Origin of the sequence: Microvirga splendida, assembly GCF_016427565.1 — a bacterium.
In the GTDB taxonomy this organism is placed as follows: domain Bacteria; phylum Pseudomonadota; class Alphaproteobacteria; order Rhizobiales; family Beijerinckiaceae; genus Microvirga; species Microvirga splendida.
Genome location: NZ_JAELXT010000003.1, coordinates 191,900 through 208,567 on the forward strand (window position 1 = coordinate 191,900; position 16,668 = coordinate 208,567).

The window sequence follows — 16,668 nt, forward strand, 5'->3', positions numbered from 1 at the left end:
ATAGCCCAGGTTAGGAGGATTGTCAAGAACAAAATGGGAACAATGCCGCAATCTCGCTCAAGCCGACTACTTCAGAGGAGAAACCCGGGAGGTTGGTGCGGACGAGGCTGGTGAGTGCTTTGAGTAGGCATTCAAGAGGGCTTTTCCTATGCGGCCTCGCACTATGTTCTGACTAGAAATCAACCCAAATCTTTAAGAAAGAGAAGTTCGAATTTCTGGTCAATTTTCTCTGTTGCGTACACTGTGGTGCTAGTCTCTCTAATCCGAGCAATATATGTCTTACCCAATGTTAGCTCAGCGTCAGGAAAGAAATCGTCTGCCAAGTACCCGCGATAGTCACTGCCATTAGGAACAACGAAGTGGAATGAGCCGCTATTTAGGTCTCCACCAACTAGGAGCCCAATCGCGTCAATATCGCGGGTTTGTTCGTCAGATGTTGCCTCAATCAGATCAACAATTACTTCCATCTGTCGGCGGTTGATTATCTGGCCAAGCTGCTTTCCGTCTGATCGATTCCATCTAACGTCAGTAGCAAATCCACCTTCTATATTTGCTGCCGACCAGTCATGGAGTCGCTTCACAACGGCATTGCCTAGAGTATGAGCAACATCTCTAACAGCAGAGCGGCTATCAATTTCCAAGATTTGGAATAGAGCATCTATTGAATTGTCTAGCTTGCCTTCGAAGAAGTCTCGCTCGCTGGTGGCGAGTAGCACCACTCCTAGTGAGCCACTATAGGAATATGCGAGTTCAAGAAGACTTTCATCCCAAGCTTCTTTGCCAATTCGAGTTCTCGCTTTAAGTCCATTTTTGAAGGAATCATAGATTTGGCTAAAAAGATTTTGGTATTCGAGGAGCGACTTAGAAACGTAAGGGAGCGCATAGCGCTCTGTTGCCTCTGGAAGCAAGCGATAATTGCAAATTTCTATTTGGTTGCGCTCGGCGACAACGTAAAGTTGCTCTTGTGCTTGGCGGGCTAGTTTGCGTTTTGCTGCCAAGTTGATCTGAATGGATGAGTCCTCTGGAGCGCGCGCCAAAGCGCTCTCCAATCTTGCGACGGAGGCGAAAGCGCGCCTAGCGCGATCAGCGACGAATGCGTAGTCCGACATTCGTTTCCCTCAGTCTCAAAACAGCAAGTCCCTTTAACCAGACTTCGCTGTGTTCAAGCCCAAATTGCTCTGCCCAAGTCTCGCGGTCGTCGATCTCTGACCCAAAAAATTCATGATCACGAGGATACGCCACAAAGACAAAACTGTCTATTCCCTCAATATAAACAATGTCATTTGCTGCGTCAACAAGTTGTCTCTGCTCGGATGTTAGTGCTTCTGAAACATCAAAGCCGATTTTTACAACAATATCTACATCGCCCGGATCAGGTTTCTCAGTAAGAAAGCTTCCATCAATCCACATTTCACATGGGATTTCGGCAATCAAAAATTGCTGCACCATCTCTTCTACTTTGTGGAACTTGTGCTCGCGATCCCTATTTCCAGGGAAACGAGCGACACATAAGCCGTACAATTGCTCCAAGGTCAGGTAATGCCGACCAGGAGCGAGCAAAGGAGAGCGGTCGTACTTGTACCGAAGCCCCATAAGTCACCGGCGCGGCCGAGCGCTGCCGCGATAGGAAAATAGCGACTTGGCCTTAACGATTTATACCGGTGGGTACGAGAAGTGCAATATCCTCAGTTTCTCAATCACTGGTGGATTGGCGTCTTGTAAGTAACTTAAAGATTGAGGGGTTTGACCGAGCTTGACCCTCCTCGCATGGAGAAGGCTTTATGCCCTTGCCGACCCAGACTGGACCGTGTGGCTTGGCTCAGCGGGTCGGCCCTCGTGGTGGGGCGCTCATCGCGTGTTCCTCGAAGCTGCCGCAACAGGCGACTGTGGCCGTAATAGCGTTCGAGGCAGGGGCCTGATCCGAAGCGCTCTCCTTCGACCTCATGGACAGGCTTAGGCCGCGCGTCATCCCCGGCCTTATACCGGGGATCCACGTCTTCTCTCGCTCCCACCTCATCCTGAGGAGCAGCCGGAGGCTGCGTCTCGAAGGGGCTTCCAGAGAACACTGGATCCTCCTTCGAGACGGATTGCTCGCGCAATCCTCAGAGGCTGGCTCATAAAGAGGAATACGACTCGGTTTCCGTCATGGCCGGGCTTGTCCCGGCCATCCCGATGCTGAAAAGCGTTGCGCCTCACCGCATCGGGATCACCGGCACAAGGCCGGTGACGACGTGAGGAGGGGGCTGCCGGTCCCTTATGAGCCAACCTCTCAGGATGAGGCTGCGTTTGTGGAGAGCGAAGACGTGGATGGCCGGGACTGATCCCCGGATCAAGTCCGGGGACGGCCATGACGCGGTGTGGGTTCAGGCCGGAAAGCGCCGGTCGTATTCGGGCTTCAGGCGGGCGATCTGGTCCCAGAAGGGCTCCGGCTCCTGGCCTGCCATGCGGGCGGCCAGGACGTCGAGATGGGTGTGCCAGCCGGCGCTGACGCTGAGCAGCATCGGGCGCTCGCACACCCGGCGATGGGTGACGGTGAGCAGGGTCTTGCTGCCGATGGGCTCGAGCGTGAAGGTGACGCCGCCGGTGGAGCCCCAGGTGATGGCGAGTTTTCTCGGCGGGTCGAGCTCGGTGATGCTGCATTCCAGCCGGTGCTCCTCGGCCGAGCCGGCCGGGCGGGCGCCGGGCGGGGAGGTGAGCTCGTCGTTGCGCCACACGAACTCGAAGGGCGCGCCGACCGCCAGCGCCATCTCGCCCGCGGCGAGCCACTGGCGGCGCAGCTCGCTCTGCGTGAGATACTCCCACACCCGCTCGACGGGGCCGGGGAGGAGGCGCTGGATCGTCAGCGTGTCGGGCTCGCTTAAGGTCCCATAGGCATCGGGGGCAAGCCGGGTGGGCGAAAGGTCATTCATGGCCGTCTCCTTCGGGGTTCTTCGGGGGCTTGGGGGCACGGGCATCCTCCTCGCGAAGGAGCCGGTCGAGGGCATCCAGACGATCCGTCCAGAAGCGTTCGTAAGCCGCGAGCCATTCATGGGCGCTCGCCAGCGGGCCGGGGTCGAGGCGGCACAGATGGGTCCGGCCGCGCACCTCGCGCCGGATCATCCCGGCCTGCTCCAGCACCTTGATGTGCTTCGAGGCGGCCGCCAGCGAGATCGCGAAGGGCTCCGCCAGCTGGCTCACGCTGCGCTCGCCGCGCGAGAGGTCGCGCAGCATCTGCCGGCGGGTGGCATCGCCCAGGGCGTGGAAGACGGTGTCGAGGTGGGGTGCGTGTTGTTCAACCATGTGGTTGAATATGCGCCCGTCGGATTAGATTTTCAACCGAATGGTTGAATGTTTGCGCCGGGCGGCCCGCGCATCCGCCCGGCCGTGAGGCGGCAGGATTCCGGCTTCCGCCCGAACCGTGTAAAGTGCTCCAGGGGGCTCGGAGGGCACGAGGATGCCTATCTATCTCGACCGGCACGATCTCAAGGGACTGACCGCCGCCGACATTGCCGAGGCCCATCGCAAGGACCTGGAGGTGCAGGGACGCTACGGCGTGCGGTTCCTGACATACTGGTTCGACGACACCCGCGGCACGGCCTTCTGCCTCATCGACGCGCCCGACATCGACACGGCGATGCGCGTCCATGACGAGGCCCATGGGGAGCTCGCCCGCGACGTGATCGAGGTCGATCTCTCGGCCGTCGAGGCGTTCCTGGGCCGCGTGTCCGATCCGGCGCCGGCGGGGCATTCGGGGCATTCGGGGCATTGCTGCGACGGGCGCGTCGATCCGGCCCTGCGCACCATCATGTTCACCGACCTGGTCGATTCCACCGCCATGACCGCGCGTCTCGGCGACGTGCGGGCCGTGGAGATGGTGCGGGCCCACGACGCCATCGTGCGCCGGGCGCTGCACGCCAAGGGCGGGCGCGAGGTCAAGCACACCGGCGACGGGATCATGGCCGCCTTCGACGATGCGGCCGCCGCCGTGGATTGCGCGCGGGCCATCCAGCAGGCCTTCGAGGCCTTCAACCTCGCCAGCCGCGAGAAGCTGCAGGTGCGCATCGGCCTCGATGCGGGCGAGCCGGTGGCCGACCACAACGACCTGTTCGGCGCCACCGTGCAGATGGCCGCGCGCCTGTGCCAGAGCGCCGAGCCGGAGACGATCGTCGTGTCCGAAGCGGTGTCGGGCCTCATGCCGGATCGCGCCCAATTCGTGGATCTCGGGCACAGGGATCTGAAGGGCTTTGCCAGGCCCGTTGCTGCCTTCGAGGTGGCCTGGCGCTGAAGGGAAAGCCGCCTTGCCATAAAGATGGCACGGCCCTCATCCACCATGAGGGTTCGGGCGAGAGCCGGAGCGTCGGGGATGGTCAGGGGTCTGGTCTGGTTCGTGCTGTTCGGGGCGGCGTCCCTGGCGTTCTACCGCGTGAACGACCGCATCGTGTGGGACATCTGCCGGCGCGAGCGGCGGCCCTATCCGCAGGCCTGGACCTTCTCGCTCTACTGGCAATGGCGCACCATCATCGGCGGCTGGTACACGGATGCGCGCCGTGCCGGCCTGCTCATCCCCAAAGCCGCCGCCACCGCGGCCATCCTCATCGCCAGCATCGGCTCGGTGGTGACGGGCATTTTCGAGAGGCTGCCGGGGTAGGGGGCTGTCATCCCCGGCGGTCCGCGGGACCGGGATCCACTCACATGCGTGGTGCTATGGATTCCCTTCCCCTCCGCTGACGCTCCGGCCGGGAATGACAGGGAGCAGAGCCGGCGCGGCTCTACCGCCCCTTGCGCCCGCCCTTGTATTTCGGCTTCTGCCCGGCGAACCCTTGCGTCGAACGCCCGGCGGGACGCTCGCGGAAGTTCAGCGGGACCTCGCGGTCGGTGCCGGGGCCCATCTCGTCGAGGCCGGGCTTGCGCACGCGGGTGCCCTCGTCCGAGCGGCCCTTGCCTGTGGGGCCGTAAGAGTCCGAATCCTCGTCGCCCGCACTCGTGCCTTCGCCTGAGGGCGGCAGCCCCTTCGGCGGCAGGTTGGCGCTGCGGCCGTATTTGCGCGCGCCGCCATACCGGCCTGCATCCCGCTCCACATCGGCCTGCCGCGCCATCGGGTCGTCGCTGATGGCAAGCTCGGTGGCCTGCAGGCGCTTGAGCTCGTCGCGCAGGCGCGCAGCCTCCTCGAACTCCAGGTTCGCCGCGGCCTCGCGCATGCGCTTTTCCATGTCGGCGATGACGGCCTTGAGGTTGTGGCCCACGGTCCTGTCGGCCATCCCCGTATCGACCGACACGTGATCGCGCTCGTAGACGCTGTCCAGAATGTCGGCGATGTTCCTCTTCACCGATTGCGGCGTGATGCCGTGCTCGGCGTTGTAGGCGAGCTGCTTCTCTCGGCGGCGGTTGGTCTCGGCGATCGCGCGCTCCATGGAGCCGGTGATCTTGTCGGCGTAGAGGATCGCCTTGCCTTCTACGTTACGCGCCGCGCGGCCGATGGTCTGCACCAGTGAGGTTTCGGAGCGGAGAAAGCCCTCCTTGTCCGCATCGAGAATGGCGACCAGCGCGCATTCGGGGATGTCGAGGCCCTCGCGCAGCAGGTTGATGCCGATGAGCACGTCGAAGGCGCCGAGCCGCAGGTCGCGGATGATCTCGATGCGCTCCAGCGTGTCGATGTCCGAGTGCATGTAGCGCACGCGGATGCCGTTCTCGTGCATGTATTCCGTGAGGTCCTCGGCCATGCGCTTGGTGAGCGTGGTCACCAGCGTGCGGTAGCCGTTCGCCGCGAGCTCCTTCACCTCGTGCACGAGGTCGTCCACCTGCGAACGCGCGGGCCTGATCTCCACCACCGGATCGACGAGGCCCGTGGGGCGGATGACCTGCTCGACGAACACGCCGCCGGTCTGCTCCATCTCCCACTTGGCCGGCGTCGCCGACACGTGCACCGATTGTGGGCGCATGGCGTCCCATTCCTCGAAGCGCAGCGGGCGGTTGTCGAGGCAGGAGGGAAGGCGAAAGCCGTATTCCGCCAGCGTCGCCTTGCGCCGGAAGTCGCCGCGATACATGCCGCCGATCTGCGGCACGGTCACGTGGCTCTCGTCGGTGAAGACGAGCGCGTTGTCGGGCAGGTATTCGAACAGGGTCGGCGGTGGCTCGCCGGGCTTGCGGCCGGTGAGATAGCGCGAATAGTTCTCGATGCCGTTGCACACGCCTGTGGCCTCGATCATCTCGAGGTCGAACTGCGTGCGCTGCTCCAGCCGCTGCGCCTCCAGCAGGCGGCCCATGCGGGCGAGCTCCTGCAGGCGGTGCTGCAGCTCGTCCTGAATGCCCTTCACGGCCTGCTGCAATGTGGGGCGCGGCGTCACGTAGTGCGAGTTGGCGTAGACCTTCACGAATTGCAGGTCGTTGGTCTTCTTGCCGGTGAGCGGATCGAACTCGACGATGCTCTCGATCTCGTCGCCGAACAGGCCGATGCGCCAGGCGCGGTCCTCCAAGTGGGCCGGGAAGAGTTCAATGACATCGCCGCGCACGCGAAAGGTGCCGCGGGCGAAGTCGCTCTGGATGCGCTTGTACTGCAGGGCCACGAGGTCGGCGATGAGCTGGCGCTGCTCGATGCGCTCACCCACCTTCACGGAGAACGTCATGGCCGTATAGGTCTCGACCGACCCGATACCGTAGATGCACGACACGGAGGCGACGATGATGACGTCGTCGCGCTCCAGGAGCGCGCGCGTCGCCGAGTGGCGCATGCGGTCGATCTGCTCGTTGATGGACGATTCCTTCTCGATGAAGGTGTCCGAGCGCGGCACATAAGCCTCTGGCTGGTAGTAGTCGTAGTACGAGACGAAATATTCCACCGCATTGTCGGGGAAGAACGACTTGAACTCGCCGTAGAGCTGGGCGGCCAGCGTCTTGTTCGGCGCGAGGATCAGGGCCGGGCGCTGCGTCTCCTCGATCACCTTGGCCATGGTGAAGGTCTTGCCGGAGCCGGTGACGCCGAGCAGCACCTGGTCGCGCTCCTGCCGGCGCACGCCGTCCACCAGCTCGCGGATGGCGTTGGGCTGGTCGCCAGCGGGCTGGAAGTCGGACTTGATCTTGAACGGAATGCCGCCTTCCGACTTCTCGGGGCGGGGCGGGCGGTGCGGCACCCAGAGCGTGCCGTTCTTGAAGCGCGGATCGCCCTCGGTGAGCAGCCGCGAGAGCGCATCGACCGTGGCGGAATAGCCGGAGCCGGACGAGAGGTCGCCCAGCTCCTCGGCCACGTCCGGCCCGTCATCGGGACCCTTCAGGCCAAGCTTCTTCGCCAGCGCCGGGTCCACATCCGTGACGTCGCCGTGGATGAAGGTCTCCTGCGCACGCTCGGCAAACCCCTCGGCCGCCTCGCGCTCCCGGTTGACGGCCGGGTTGAGGAGATCGGCAAGGTGAGGCGCCAGGGGCTTCAGCTCAGGCTTGGAGGCTTTCCCGGTGGAAAGCTTGGGCTTCTTGGGTGATTTGGCCATAGAACGAATATGGTACAAACAGCCGGAGATTGGAAGGGCGGTACTAGGGAAGAGATTGATGATCTACTTGACGAGATCCTTGACACTCTGCGCCTTCTGAAGGGCAGAATACGTCGTGTAACGAGGGCCTTGCATAGCCCCAGAAGGAGCATCACCGAAAGGGATGGTTTTCGGCAGTTTGATCGCCGGCCCTTTAAAAACTACTTTCCACTTACCTGTGTCGCCATACGGCTCCAGGTGGTCAATCTCGGCTATGTGTGTGACAGCTGCTATTGGAGAGACTTGATAAGCGGCAATCCACTTCAGGTTTGCCCTATGCTTTTCAGCAACTCGTATGGACCACCAGGCATTTTGGTTGATGAAGGCATGCTCAAACCCCTCCTTTTGTGCTGGAACGACAATAAGGTCTTTGCTTTCTCCTATAGCAGGAAGAAGTCCAGCAGCAGCCAATTCTGCAGGGGCAGCGGTTTTAGCAGCTTCAAAAATTTGAACGCCCATCACGGGCATTAGCCTGACCATTTCATTTAAGAACGCTCTAGTGTCAGCTTTCTCACTCTCGATGAGATTGGGCTCGCCTGGCTCTATTTTATTCTCAAGGCGACAACGGCGAGCAGAGAGAGCTCTCTGGATGAGCTCCCATTCCAGCCAAGTTGTATGGGCCCTATTAAGACCGTAGTTTGTTGAAATAAAAAGAATCGCCTGTTCCCAGAATTCCTTACCGATATCGTGATTTTCGATACGTGTTTTTACGTTGTCGGTCTGTCCAATGTAGGCTACGGGTCTTTCTACGCCGATCTCATCGGTTTCATATCCGATAAGGATGTAAACGCCTGGGTTTGCTAGTTCAGCGCGATTTTTGACCTCTATCCAGCGATCACGCGGTACAACATACCCGCGGCCTGTCCAATTCATCCGGTCAACAATTCGAACTCCTTCAGGATCTCCAGAGGGAACGTAAATTCTCAACGTGAATGCATTAGCCATCACAATCTCATAATTCGTAAGTTCAGACTTCTTGAGCAGACAAGATTGAGAGGCTCAAGATATTTCATGAACCTTAGCCATGCCTGTGAAATTTGTGAAGATCAACTATAGGGGACAGTAGGTTTTTCTAACTACGGAAGCTCAGCTTACGCATCTCTCACGCCGAGTGCTTCTCCGCCTTCCGGCTCCCGCCGCGCAGGGCCTTCAGCAGCGGCACGGCGACGAAGTGGATGAGCGGGATCAGCAGGCCTCCCAGCACCAGCCCGACCAGGCCGGCGGCCGCGGCCGAGACGAGCCATTCCACCAGGCCGGCCAGCGCCGGCACCGCATGACCGGCCGCGACCGCCACATCGTGGATGGCGTGGCCCAGCCCGGCGAGGCCGTAGCCCTCGAGCCCATGGACGATGATGCCGCCGCCGACCCAGATCATGGCGGCGGTGCCGACGATCCCGAGAATCTTGAGCAGGATCGGCATACCCTTCACGAGGCCGCGGCCCATGGCCTTGGTGAGCGGCGCCAGGGCGCGGTCCGGACCCGTAGCCGGCCTGCCGGGGAGGGCACGGCCGATCATGCGTGAGACGGGCCGGTTGCTCGCCGCCATGGCGACGCCTGCATCGTCCGCCTTCACGATGAGCGCCACGCCGCCATAGACCACGGCCGTGATGCCGATGCCCACGACGGCGAGCACCACGGCCTGCATCCAGGTCGACCCAACCTCGATGTTCGCCAGCGTGATGGCCATGATCTCGGCCGAGAGGATGAAGTCGGTCTTGATCGCGCCGCCCACCTTCTCGTTCTCCAGGCTCTGCGCCGTCTGGGTGGCTTCGCTGACGGCGGCCTCGTGGTGGTGCGCCCCATGGGGAAACAGCGCCTCGAACACCTTTTCCGAGCCCTCGTAGCAGAGATAGGCGCCGCCTATCATGAGCAGGGGCGTGATGGCCCAAGGGGCGAAGAGGCTTAAGATGAGGGCCGCCGGCAGCAGATAGAGAAGCTTGTTCTTGAGCGACCCGAGGGCGATTCTGCCGACGATGGGCAATTCGCGCGCGGCCGCGAAGCCCACCACGTAGCGCGGCGTCACGGCGGCATCGTCGATCACCACGCCGGCCGCCTTCGCGCCCGCCTTGGCGGCCTGCAATCCCACATCGTCGAGGGAGGCGGCGGCGACCTTCGCGAGGCCCGCGATGTCGTCCAGCAACGCGATCAGGCCGATGCTCATGAGGGCTCCTGTCGAGATTCAAAGCTTGACTTTAGAGAGCAGCTACACGGCTGCCCTAGCTTCGACAACGTCTTGGACGGGGATTGGGTGCAGGCTAGATGCCGAGTTTACCCATCATCTGTGTCCGCATGTCCCTACCATGGATGCTCTTTTCGACCATCAAGAAGAGGCCCTTGCCGTCGCTCAGCCTGTCCCAAAGCTGCCCGACGGTGCGCTTTTCGTTCGTCTCCTCGTTACCCTCCCCGGCGAGATGCGCGCCTTTGTATTCGATCACAAAGAGGCGGCCGTCGTTCAGCAGGGCGACGAAGTCGGGATAGAACTTGCCGGAAGCAAGGGGAAGCCAGAAGGCATCCGGGTGCTTGGCAACGTTGCGGATCCAGTATCGGACACTCGGCAGGCTATCCAAGACCTGGGCGCACTGGAACTCCTCGCCCTGCTCGGCGCCGTCGAAGGCGGGTACGTGATCGGGGCCGAGGAAGTGCTTCGTCGGCCGCCACGCCCCGCGATAGCGGCGCTGATCCGCGAACATGCCGTTCCTGAAGGCGAAGCCGTTCTCCAGTGACATGCAAGCCTTGGCCTCGGGCGCGATCAGATACCGCCGATAGGCGGTCTCCTGCTCTATGCGGCGAATGGCGGCGATCCTGGTTTTGAGCGCACTCGCGAGAATGAACTTTGCGCGCATGAGCGAAGCAACAGAGATCTTACGGGCATTTGTCAGGTGCCCGACCGCATCGCGCACCCAGCGCAAAAGTTCGAATGGGTGGATGTCCGGCTGGCGCAATTGCCGTTCGAGCCAGATCGACAGGTTCTCCGGCGTCCAGCCCTCGACCGCGATGTCGAGGGAAAGCTGCCTGTCCTCCTGGGCGAAGCTGTAGATGACGCACCGACCATCCACATCGATCTCGAAGGTTTGCGCATTGTCGCGGATCGAGAAGGCGGCCTCGTCGAGTTTCGCCGGATGGTTGAGCAGCGACCAGTCGTGAAACTCCATCAGGGTCTCGGGCGCGGCGAAGACGAGTTCACCCTGGATCTCGCTGACGAGACCCGGCACGGTGAAGGCTTCGCCCCGCTCGGCAGGCGAGAGCATCGGCAGGATCTCGGCCTGATAAGCCCGCGCCGCCTCCGCGAAGCGCTGCCGCTCGGGCTCGGGCATGGCCTCGGTCAGGATCGTCTCGACCTCCGCCGCGATGGGACCTGTCACGACGATCTCGACCTTGCCCTCGGGCAACTCGTTCACCGCCACACCCTGAACGGTGGCGTCCCTGACGGCGGCATAGAGGGCCGGCGAGGGCGTGACGCTGTAGCGGAAGGTGGGCTTGGGCCGCTCGCGCGGCGCGAACAGGCCCGTCTCGTCGAAATGCCCTTGCGCGGCTTCGATCATTTCGGGCGCTTCGTCCTGGAAGCCCATCGAGACGAGCTTGTCCACGAGCGCATTGGCGGCGGCGCTGAAGGTCGGCTCCGAGATATGCGCGTAGGCTTTGTTGAGGTCCGCGATCCTGCGGCGCTTCGCATAGGGCATGCGCAGCACGCGCCCCAGAAGCTGCTCGACCGCCGTGGCGCTCTGGATGCGCGAGACGGAACAGAACACATAGGCGAAGGAGCAGTCCCAGCCCTCCTTCAGCGCCTCCACCGTGATGACGTATTCGATCTTGGTCTTCTGATCGAACAGGTCGATGCCGTCGAGTTCGCGCTGCTCGCCGGTCGCCACCGCGATGCGGCCTTCGGGAATCTGCTCCACGTCGATCAGGTGCTGCTTCAGCCGCTCGACCGTGACCTCCTGGTCCTTCGGCTGCGCCTGGAACAGGACGATGGGGCGGATGTAGTCCGCCTCGTCCTTTGCGGCTTCCGCAAGTTTCGCCCGCGTTGCAATCGCGCCGTTCACCGCGCCCTGCCAATCCTGGTGCTCGGCGAGCACGATCGGCAGCTTGATCATCTCCTCGTCCCTCAGCTCCTGCGCCGTGACGCTGTGCAGGATGTTGGAGTTGAAGCGCGGCGTGGCCGTGAATTCGATGATGGCGCACGGGTTCACCCGCGCCTGCATCTCCCGCGACAGGCCGGTGACGGCGTTGTGCGCCTCGTCCACGATCATGAGCGGACGGTGCATGTGGAGCAGGTTCGCGAAGGAATACCTGACGCCGCCGCCCTCCTGCCGCTCCAGCTCCGGCGCGTGGGCGGAAACACCCGAGAAGTGCGGCTCCATGTCCTCGTGATGCGCGTAGACCTTGCGGCCTTCGGTGTTGTTCACGCGCAGCGTCTGGATCGTGCCCACGACCACGCAGAGATTGTCGCGGATGTCGTGGGGGCGAACTTGCGTGAAATCCGCGATGTCGAACACGCGCACGCGCCCCTCGAAAACCTCGTCGAGCGCCTGGCGGTAGGGGTGGCGCGGGTTCTTGAGCGCTTCCGCCGTCTGGAGGCGGATGGTGTTGGATGGCACGAGCCAGAGAACGAGGGGATAGTCCTTCTCCACCCAGGTGTCGCGGGCGATGCCGATGGCATGCGCGCCGAGCACCGTCTTGCCGCCGCCGGTGGGCAGGCGAAGGCACACGTAAGGCGCATCGGGCAGCGCCTCCAGGGCCTTGTATTCGCCCCGGTAGCGCCCGAGGCGGCGGGCCTGCTCCGGCTCGCTCGTGATCGCCTCATAGGCGTTGCGCGGGCCTGCCACGCGCGCCTCTTCCAGAAAACGGCGCAGGGTGGCGAGGGTGTCGGCCTGATAGGCTTTCAGCTTCATGGATCGAACCTCACCGCCGCGCCTTCACGTCGTAGGGCGTCTGCTTGAACGTGATGCCTTCGCGCTCCAGGCTCGCGGCCCCGAGGCGCGATTGCTCGCCGTAGACCGTGACGGGGCCATCGAACGCGGGGTGCTTTTTCGCGATGGCCTCGCGGATGAGCTGCAGCGTGCTGCGGGTGAGCACGTTGCCGCCGTCGGGCCGCCTGTCGCCGAGAATGCCGTTGTAGAGCAGCGCATAGGCACGGCCCCCGTGGATGCCGAGGCAGGGCGACTTGCCCCTGCCGCTCCAGGGCGTGTTCGTCTCGCTGAACCATACATGCGCGGCGAGCGTGGGAAAGCGGATGTCGCCGCGGATATGCCCGTTCTCATCGAAGACCGGCGGCCCGAGGCGATAGAAGCGAAAGCCCCCGCCGCCCTGCCAGCCGACGCTTTGCGAAATGCCGCCCTGCTCGCCCGCGATCACCTTGCTCAGGCGCGGCGCGCAATGGGTGACGGCGTGCTCGCCCATCTCGATGCCGATATAGCGCCGCCCCATCTTGTGCGCGACGGCGGCAGTGGTGCCGGAGCCGAGGAACGAGTCGAGCACGAGGTCGCCGGGATTGGTGGCGATGTGGAGGATGCGTTGGAGAAGACGCTCGGGTTTGGGAGTGTCAAAGTTAGTATCCGCACGAAATGCTTTCGCCTCTTCCCGTGCTTCATGATTATGTCCCGCATCAGCGTGAAGCCAGAGTGTCGGAGCTGGTGCCCCTGAAATCTTCAGTTCGCTAAGAAATGTCTTACGGGAAGGGGAAGCATTTCCATCAGCACCAAACCAGATTTCGTCGTTGTCGTCCATTCGCCGAAGGGTTTCGTAAGGAAACCGAGGTGTTGTTCCCTTTGGAGGACACCACTCAACACCATTCTTGAACGTGATTTTGAAGGCTTTCTCTTTTTCGCTCGGCGTTCGTTTGGCGTAGAGGGGTGTAGCTTTCCATGGTCCCTTTGGATGGTTATCAGGGTTGCGATAACGACTGTCCATTTCCTCGCTGCGAGCGAGGCGGTTAGGATTCCAAATTCCCTTATTTAAGGCAAAGGCTATTATATGGTCGTGATTTTCGGCCAAATACTTAGCGTCATTGGCAACGGTATATTTTTTCTGCCAAACGACGTTTGCTATGAAGTTTGATCGCCCAAACACCTCATCCATAATCACCTTGAGGTAGTGCCCCTCATTGTCGTCAATCGACACCCAGATCGACCCATCCTCCGCCAGCAGGTCGCGCAGCAATTCGAGGCGCGGCCACATCATGGCGAGCCATTGGGTATGTTCGAGATTGTCGTCGTAGTGCTGAAAGGCTGATCGGGTATTGTAGGGCGGGTCGATGTAGATGCACTTCACCTGTCCCGCGTAGAACGGCAGCAGAGCCTTCAAGGCCTCCAGGTTGTCGCCCTGGATCAGCATGTTGGCGGCGTCGGCATCTCCGCAGCTGTGGGAGGGATCCTCCTGCAACAGCCGGTAGGGAACACTCCGCACGGCGCGGGTGTCATCATCCCGCGTGAGCCAGTGCAGGATCGGCATGACTCAGCAAGCCACGCGGATGGCGATTGGCAGAGACCGGAGGGTCGGCTTGGAAGAAACCTCGTGGGGCACAGCAGCGGACGGCATTTTCTACAACGTTATATAGAATCATTTGCATGTTCTACTATCAGTTGCGGAAAATGGGAATCCTGTCGCTGATGAAATTTCCTAATCTTTTCTTGAACGAAGTCGCTTCTGCCCGGCGTCACCGATACCTAGAGCCGGCCTGTGTCAATGAAAAAGCAGCCCCGAAGGGCTGCCGAAGTTTTCGTGTCACTGGGAGAACGGGGCGGAGCTTTCGCTCCGCCCTTGCCGGGATGTGGGGGATCAGCCCGGCAGCAGAACGGTGTCGACCACGTGGATGACGCCGTTCGATTGCATCACGTCGGCGATGCTGACGGTGGAGGTGCCGCCCTTCTTGTCGGTGATGGTGAGCGTGTTGCCCGAAGGCGTGACGGTGAGCATCTCGCCCTGCACGGTCTTCAGCATGGCCTTGCCGCCCCCTTCCTTCACCTTTGCGGCGAGATCCTGCGCGGTCATCTTGCCGGGCACCACGTGATAGGTGAGCACGCCGGTGAGCTGGGCCTTGTTCTCGGGCTTCAGGAGCGTGTCGACCGTGCCGGCCGGCAGCTTCGCGAAGGCCGCGTTGGTGGGGGCGAACACGGTGAACGGTCCCTGGCCCTGGAGGGTATCCGCGAGGCCCGCGGCCTTCACGGCGGCCACGAGAGTCGTGTGGTCCTTCGAATTGACGGCATTCTCGACGATGTTCTTCGATGGGGACATCGGGGCGCCGCCCACCATCTTGGTCTGCTCCTGCGCCGTCACGGACAGCGTGAGAGCCGGAGCCGCGAGGGCGATGGCGGCGGTCATGCAGGCAATGCGAATGTTCATGGATCTGGTCCCTGAATTGGTTTGCATGGGATCCCGGCTCTTGCGCCGGAGACCGAAGGCTCAACCTTCAGGCTGGGTACCCCGCATCGCGGCTTGCGGATGCGGGATCGCGTTTTCGTGAAGAGGGAAAAGTTCTGGGTCAGGCGGTGAACGCCGTCGGGCCCCTCAGGTAAGCCTCGATGCGGTCGGGTTCGGCCTCGACATCCTCCGGCTTTACCGGGTGCGGAGCGTTCGGCTCCGCGCTCGCAAGGGGCTTCGCATCGGCAGGGCCACTGACGAGGGGCTTGTAATTGAGAGAGTCGTGGACGGCCCGAAGCAGCTTCATCTGCTCATCGTCGTCCGGGTTCTCGGACGGGTGGCGCGAGGTCATGACATCCTCCTTCCGGATTAGCCGAAAGTATTGGCGCGATCCGTGTCCTAAATAGGGCGCCGTCACAGGGCCGTGGACGCGGTGCCCTTCATCACCACCGGGCCGGTGGGCTGGCCCGTCGGAGAGCCGGCGAGCGGCTCGACCGAGATCGCGAAGAGCTGGTTCGAGTGCGGCTGCGGAAGGTTTCTCGGATCGAGCTGCACCGTCTTCGCCGCGTGCACCACACCCACCGAGACCGGCGCCCCGTTCGGGTCTGGGAAGGTCCAGACCTGGATGGAGTGGTTGTGCGGGATCTCCATGTCGCCCAGCGGCGTCAGCTCGACGCGCCCGTCCGCGAAGGTGCGCAGCACGGCGCCGGGCTGGTTGGTCTCATTCATCAGGACCGCCACGAGCATCGGCTGGCGGGAGGCCTTGTCGGCAAAGTAGCCCACGCCCATGGCGAGCAGCAGCCCAGCCAGCGCCCCGGCCATGCCGAAGCCGCGCCAGAAGCTGAGGCTGTCCCACAAGGTCCGGAGCGATCCCGTGGCCGGTTTCCGCCGGACCGGCGCGGCAGGCGCCGGCGCCGGCTGGCTGTCCAGATCGGATTCGATCCGCCGCCACAGGGTGTCGTCCGGCGCCACATCGGCGGCCGTGCTGTCCCATTCCGCGAAGCGGGTGCGCCATTGCTCGACACGGGCCTGGAAGCTCTCGTCCGTGGCGAGCAGGCGCTCGGCCAACCCGCGCTCCTCTGCGTCGAGGAGGCCGAGAACATGCTCGGCGGCCAGACGATCCTGATCGTCGCGGGTCATGCCATGCACTCCCGCAGGGAGATCAGGGACCGGCGGATCCAGGACTTGATCGTGCCGAGCGGCACGCCGAGACGCCCGGCGAGCTCTCCGTGAGTGAGCCCGTGGATATAGGCGAGCGTGATGGCCTGGCGGCGTGAGGGCTCCAGGCGTTCCAGGCAGCGCTTGAGGTTTCCCGTATCGGACAGGCGCAGCATCACGGCCTCGGCATTCTCCTCGTCGCTCACGAGACCCATGGGCTCGAAATCCTCGACCAGATCGGTCCGGGTCTCGCCGCGCAGGATGTTGAGCGCCCGGTTGCGCAGGATGGCATAGAGCCAGGAGCGGGCATCGCCGCGAACGGGATCGAAGCTGTCCGCCTTGCGCCAGACCTGGAGAAAGGTGTCGTGCACGGCCTCCTCGGCCAAGGCCCGCCGCCGCAGGAGCCGCATGGCGACCCCCAGCATGCGCGGCGCCTCATTGTCGTAGATGGCACGCAAGGCCGCGCGATCGCCCCGGGCGCATTGGCCGAGGGCGTGGTTCAGGTCCAAGGCCGGGGAGGCCATCTCCCCCAGCACTGCCTTCACGCGAGAACTCCGTTTCCACTTGCTGACGATACACCCGAGCCCTGCTGCCGGATGCAACGGGGGCCGAGAAAACTCACGTCCCCTGCATCCATAGAGGATTCCGGCGGGTA

15 protein-coding genes are annotated in these 16,668 nt (G+C 62.6%); 2 read left to right on the forward strand and 13 right to left on the reverse strand.

What is annotated here, in order from left to right; translation table 11 throughout:
• Positions 1-179: 179 nt before the first annotated feature.
• From JAO75_RS05075 to JAO75_RS05090, 4 genes are all read right to left on the reverse strand, one after another.
• The gene (locus JAO75_RS05075) at positions 180-1,109 is read right to left on the reverse strand and encodes a hypothetical protein (RefSeq protein WP_199047206.1); all 930 of its coding nucleotides are present in this window, start codon (positions 1,107-1,109) and stop codon (positions 180-182) included.
• On the reverse strand, positions 1,084-1,593 hold the full coding sequence (locus JAO75_RS05080) for a DUF6932 family protein (RefSeq protein ID WP_199047208.1): 510 nt from the start codon (positions 1,591-1,593) through the stop codon (positions 1,084-1,086). The genes JAO75_RS05075 and JAO75_RS05080 overlap by 26 nt, the downstream gene beginning before the upstream one ends.
• 770 nt (positions 1,594-2,363) lie before the next feature.
• The gene (locus tag JAO75_RS05085; RefSeq protein WP_199047210.1) at positions 2,364-2,909 is read right to left on the reverse strand and encodes an SRPBCC family protein; all 546 of its coding nucleotides are present in this window, start codon (positions 2,907-2,909) and stop codon (positions 2,364-2,366) included.
• Positions 2,902-3,279, reverse strand: coding sequence for an ArsR/SmtB family transcription factor (locus JAO75_RS05090; RefSeq protein ID WP_199047212.1), 378 nt, complete (start codon positions 3,277-3,279; stop codon positions 2,902-2,904). The genes JAO75_RS05085 and JAO75_RS05090 overlap by 8 nt, the downstream gene beginning before the upstream one ends.
• A gap of 154 nt (positions 3,280-3,433) precedes the next feature.
• Between JAO75_RS05090 and JAO75_RS05095 the strand changes: the two genes are divergently transcribed.
• Together JAO75_RS05095 and JAO75_RS05100 are read left to right on the forward strand one after the other, a co-directional pair.
• A complete protein-coding gene (locus tag JAO75_RS05095; RefSeq protein ID WP_199047214.1) occupies positions 3,434-4,264 on the forward strand; it encodes a nickel-binding protein in 831 nt (276 codons plus the stop codon).
• Between the two features lie 78 nt (positions 4,265-4,342).
• Positions 4,343-4,627 (forward strand): hypothetical protein, encoded by a 285-nt coding sequence (locus tag JAO75_RS05100; RefSeq protein WP_199047216.1) that lies wholly within the window; start codon positions 4,343-4,345, stop codon positions 4,625-4,627.
• 121 nt (positions 4,628-4,748) lie between these two features.
• On the opposite strand, the gene uvrB is transcribed toward JAO75_RS05100, so the two are convergent.
• The 9 genes from uvrB to JAO75_RS05145 all read right to left on the reverse strand — a co-directional run bounded on the left by uvrB (position 4,749) and on the right by JAO75_RS05145 (position 16,558).
• Positions 4,749-7,457, reverse strand: a complete 2,709-nt coding sequence (uvrB, locus tag JAO75_RS05105; RefSeq protein WP_199047218.1) for an excinuclease ABC subunit UvrB — start codon at positions 7,455-7,457, stop codon at positions 4,749-4,751.
• A gap of 63 nt (positions 7,458-7,520) precedes the next feature.
• On the reverse strand, positions 7,521-8,441 hold the full coding sequence (locus tag JAO75_RS05110; protein ID WP_199047220.1) for a GIY-YIG nuclease family protein: 921 nt from the start codon (positions 8,439-8,441) through the stop codon (positions 7,521-7,523).
• Positions 8,442-8,598: 157 nt separating this feature from the next.
• Positions 8,599-9,657, reverse strand: a complete 1,059-nt coding sequence (locus JAO75_RS05115; RefSeq protein WP_199047222.1) for a DUF808 domain-containing protein — start codon at positions 9,655-9,657, stop codon at positions 8,599-8,601.
• Between the two features lie 94 nt (positions 9,658-9,751).
• On the reverse strand, positions 9,752-12,388 hold the full coding sequence (locus JAO75_RS05120) for a DEAD/DEAH box helicase (protein WP_199047224.1): 2,637 nt from the start codon (positions 12,386-12,388) through the stop codon (positions 9,752-9,754).
• Positions 12,389-12,398: 10 nt separating this feature from the next.
• Complete coding sequence (locus tag JAO75_RS05125; RefSeq protein ID WP_199047226.1) at positions 12,399-13,946, reverse strand: site-specific DNA-methyltransferase; 1,548 nt, start codon at positions 13,944-13,946, stop codon at positions 12,399-12,401.
• Between the two features lie 327 nt (positions 13,947-14,273).
• The gene (locus tag JAO75_RS05130; protein ID WP_199047228.1) at positions 14,274-14,837 is read right to left on the reverse strand and encodes a fasciclin domain-containing protein; all 564 of its coding nucleotides are present in this window, start codon (positions 14,835-14,837) and stop codon (positions 14,274-14,276) included.
• A 139-nt stretch (positions 14,838-14,976) separates the two neighbouring features.
• Entirely contained in the window at positions 14,977-15,207 is a 231-nt protein-coding gene (locus JAO75_RS05135; RefSeq protein WP_199047230.1) for a hypothetical protein, read from the reverse strand.
• 62 nt (positions 15,208-15,269) lie between these two features.
• Positions 15,270-15,995: an anti-sigma factor gene (locus JAO75_RS05140; RefSeq protein ID WP_199047232.1), complete on the reverse strand. Its 726-nt coding sequence runs from the start codon at positions 15,993-15,995 to the stop codon at positions 15,270-15,272.
• The gene (locus JAO75_RS05145; protein ID WP_343234554.1) at positions 15,992-16,558 is read right to left on the reverse strand and encodes a sigma-70 family RNA polymerase sigma factor; all 567 of its coding nucleotides are present in this window, start codon (positions 16,556-16,558) and stop codon (positions 15,992-15,994) included. The genes JAO75_RS05140 and JAO75_RS05145 overlap by 4 nt, the downstream gene beginning before the upstream one ends.
• Positions 16,559-16,668: the final 110 nt, after the last annotated feature.

Excerpts from the sequence above, each read along its gene's own strand:
- JAO75_RS05080 (WP_199047208.1), bottom strand. The coding sequence starts at position 1,593 with ATGGGGCTTCGGTACAAGTACGACCGCTCTCCTTTGCTCGCTCCTGGT.
- JAO75_RS05140 (WP_199047232.1), bottom strand. The coding sequence starts at position 15,995 with ATGACCCGCGACGATCAGGATCGTCTGGCCGCCGAGCATGTTCTCGGC.
- JAO75_RS05075 (WP_199047206.1), bottom strand. The coding sequence starts at position 1,109 with ATGTCGGACTACGCATTCGTCGCTGATCGCGCTAGGCGCGCTTTCGCC.
- JAO75_RS05085 (WP_199047210.1), bottom strand. The coding sequence starts at position 2,909 with ATGAATGACCTTTCGCCCACCCGGCTTGCCCCCGATGCCTATGGGACC.
- JAO75_RS05125 (WP_199047226.1), bottom strand. The coding sequence starts at position 13,946 with ATGCCGATCCTGCACTGGCTCACGCGGGATGATGACACCCGCGCCGTG.
- JAO75_RS05115 (WP_199047222.1), bottom strand. The coding sequence starts at position 9,657 with ATGAGCATCGGCCTGATCGCGTTGCTGGACGACATCGCGGGCCTCGCG.
- JAO75_RS05090 (WP_199047212.1), bottom strand. The coding sequence starts at position 3,279 with ATGGTTGAACAACACGCACCCCACCTCGACACCGTCTTCCACGCCCTG.
- JAO75_RS05130 (WP_199047228.1), bottom strand. The coding sequence starts at position 14,837 with ATGAACATTCGCATTGCCTGCATGACCGCCGCCATCGCCCTCGCGGCT.
- JAO75_RS05135 (WP_199047230.1), bottom strand. The coding sequence starts at position 15,207 with ATGACCTCGCGCCACCCGTCCGAGAACCCGGACGACGATGAGCAGATG.
- JAO75_RS05100 (WP_199047216.1), top strand. The coding sequence starts at position 4,343 with ATGGTCAGGGGTCTGGTCTGGTTCGTGCTGTTCGGGGCGGCGTCCCTG.
- JAO75_RS05095 (WP_199047214.1), top strand. The coding sequence starts at position 3,434 with ATGCCTATCTATCTCGACCGGCACGATCTCAAGGGACTGACCGCCGCC.
- uvrB (WP_199047218.1), bottom strand. The coding sequence starts at position 7,457 with ATGGCCAAATCACCCAAGAAGCCCAAGCTTTCCACCGGGAAAGCCTCC.
- JAO75_RS05120 (WP_199047224.1), bottom strand. The coding sequence starts at position 12,388 with ATGAAGCTGAAAGCCTATCAGGCCGACACCCTCGCCACCCTGCGCCGT.
- JAO75_RS05110 (WP_199047220.1), bottom strand. The coding sequence starts at position 8,441 with ATGGCTAATGCATTCACGTTGAGAATTTACGTTCCCTCTGGAGATCCT.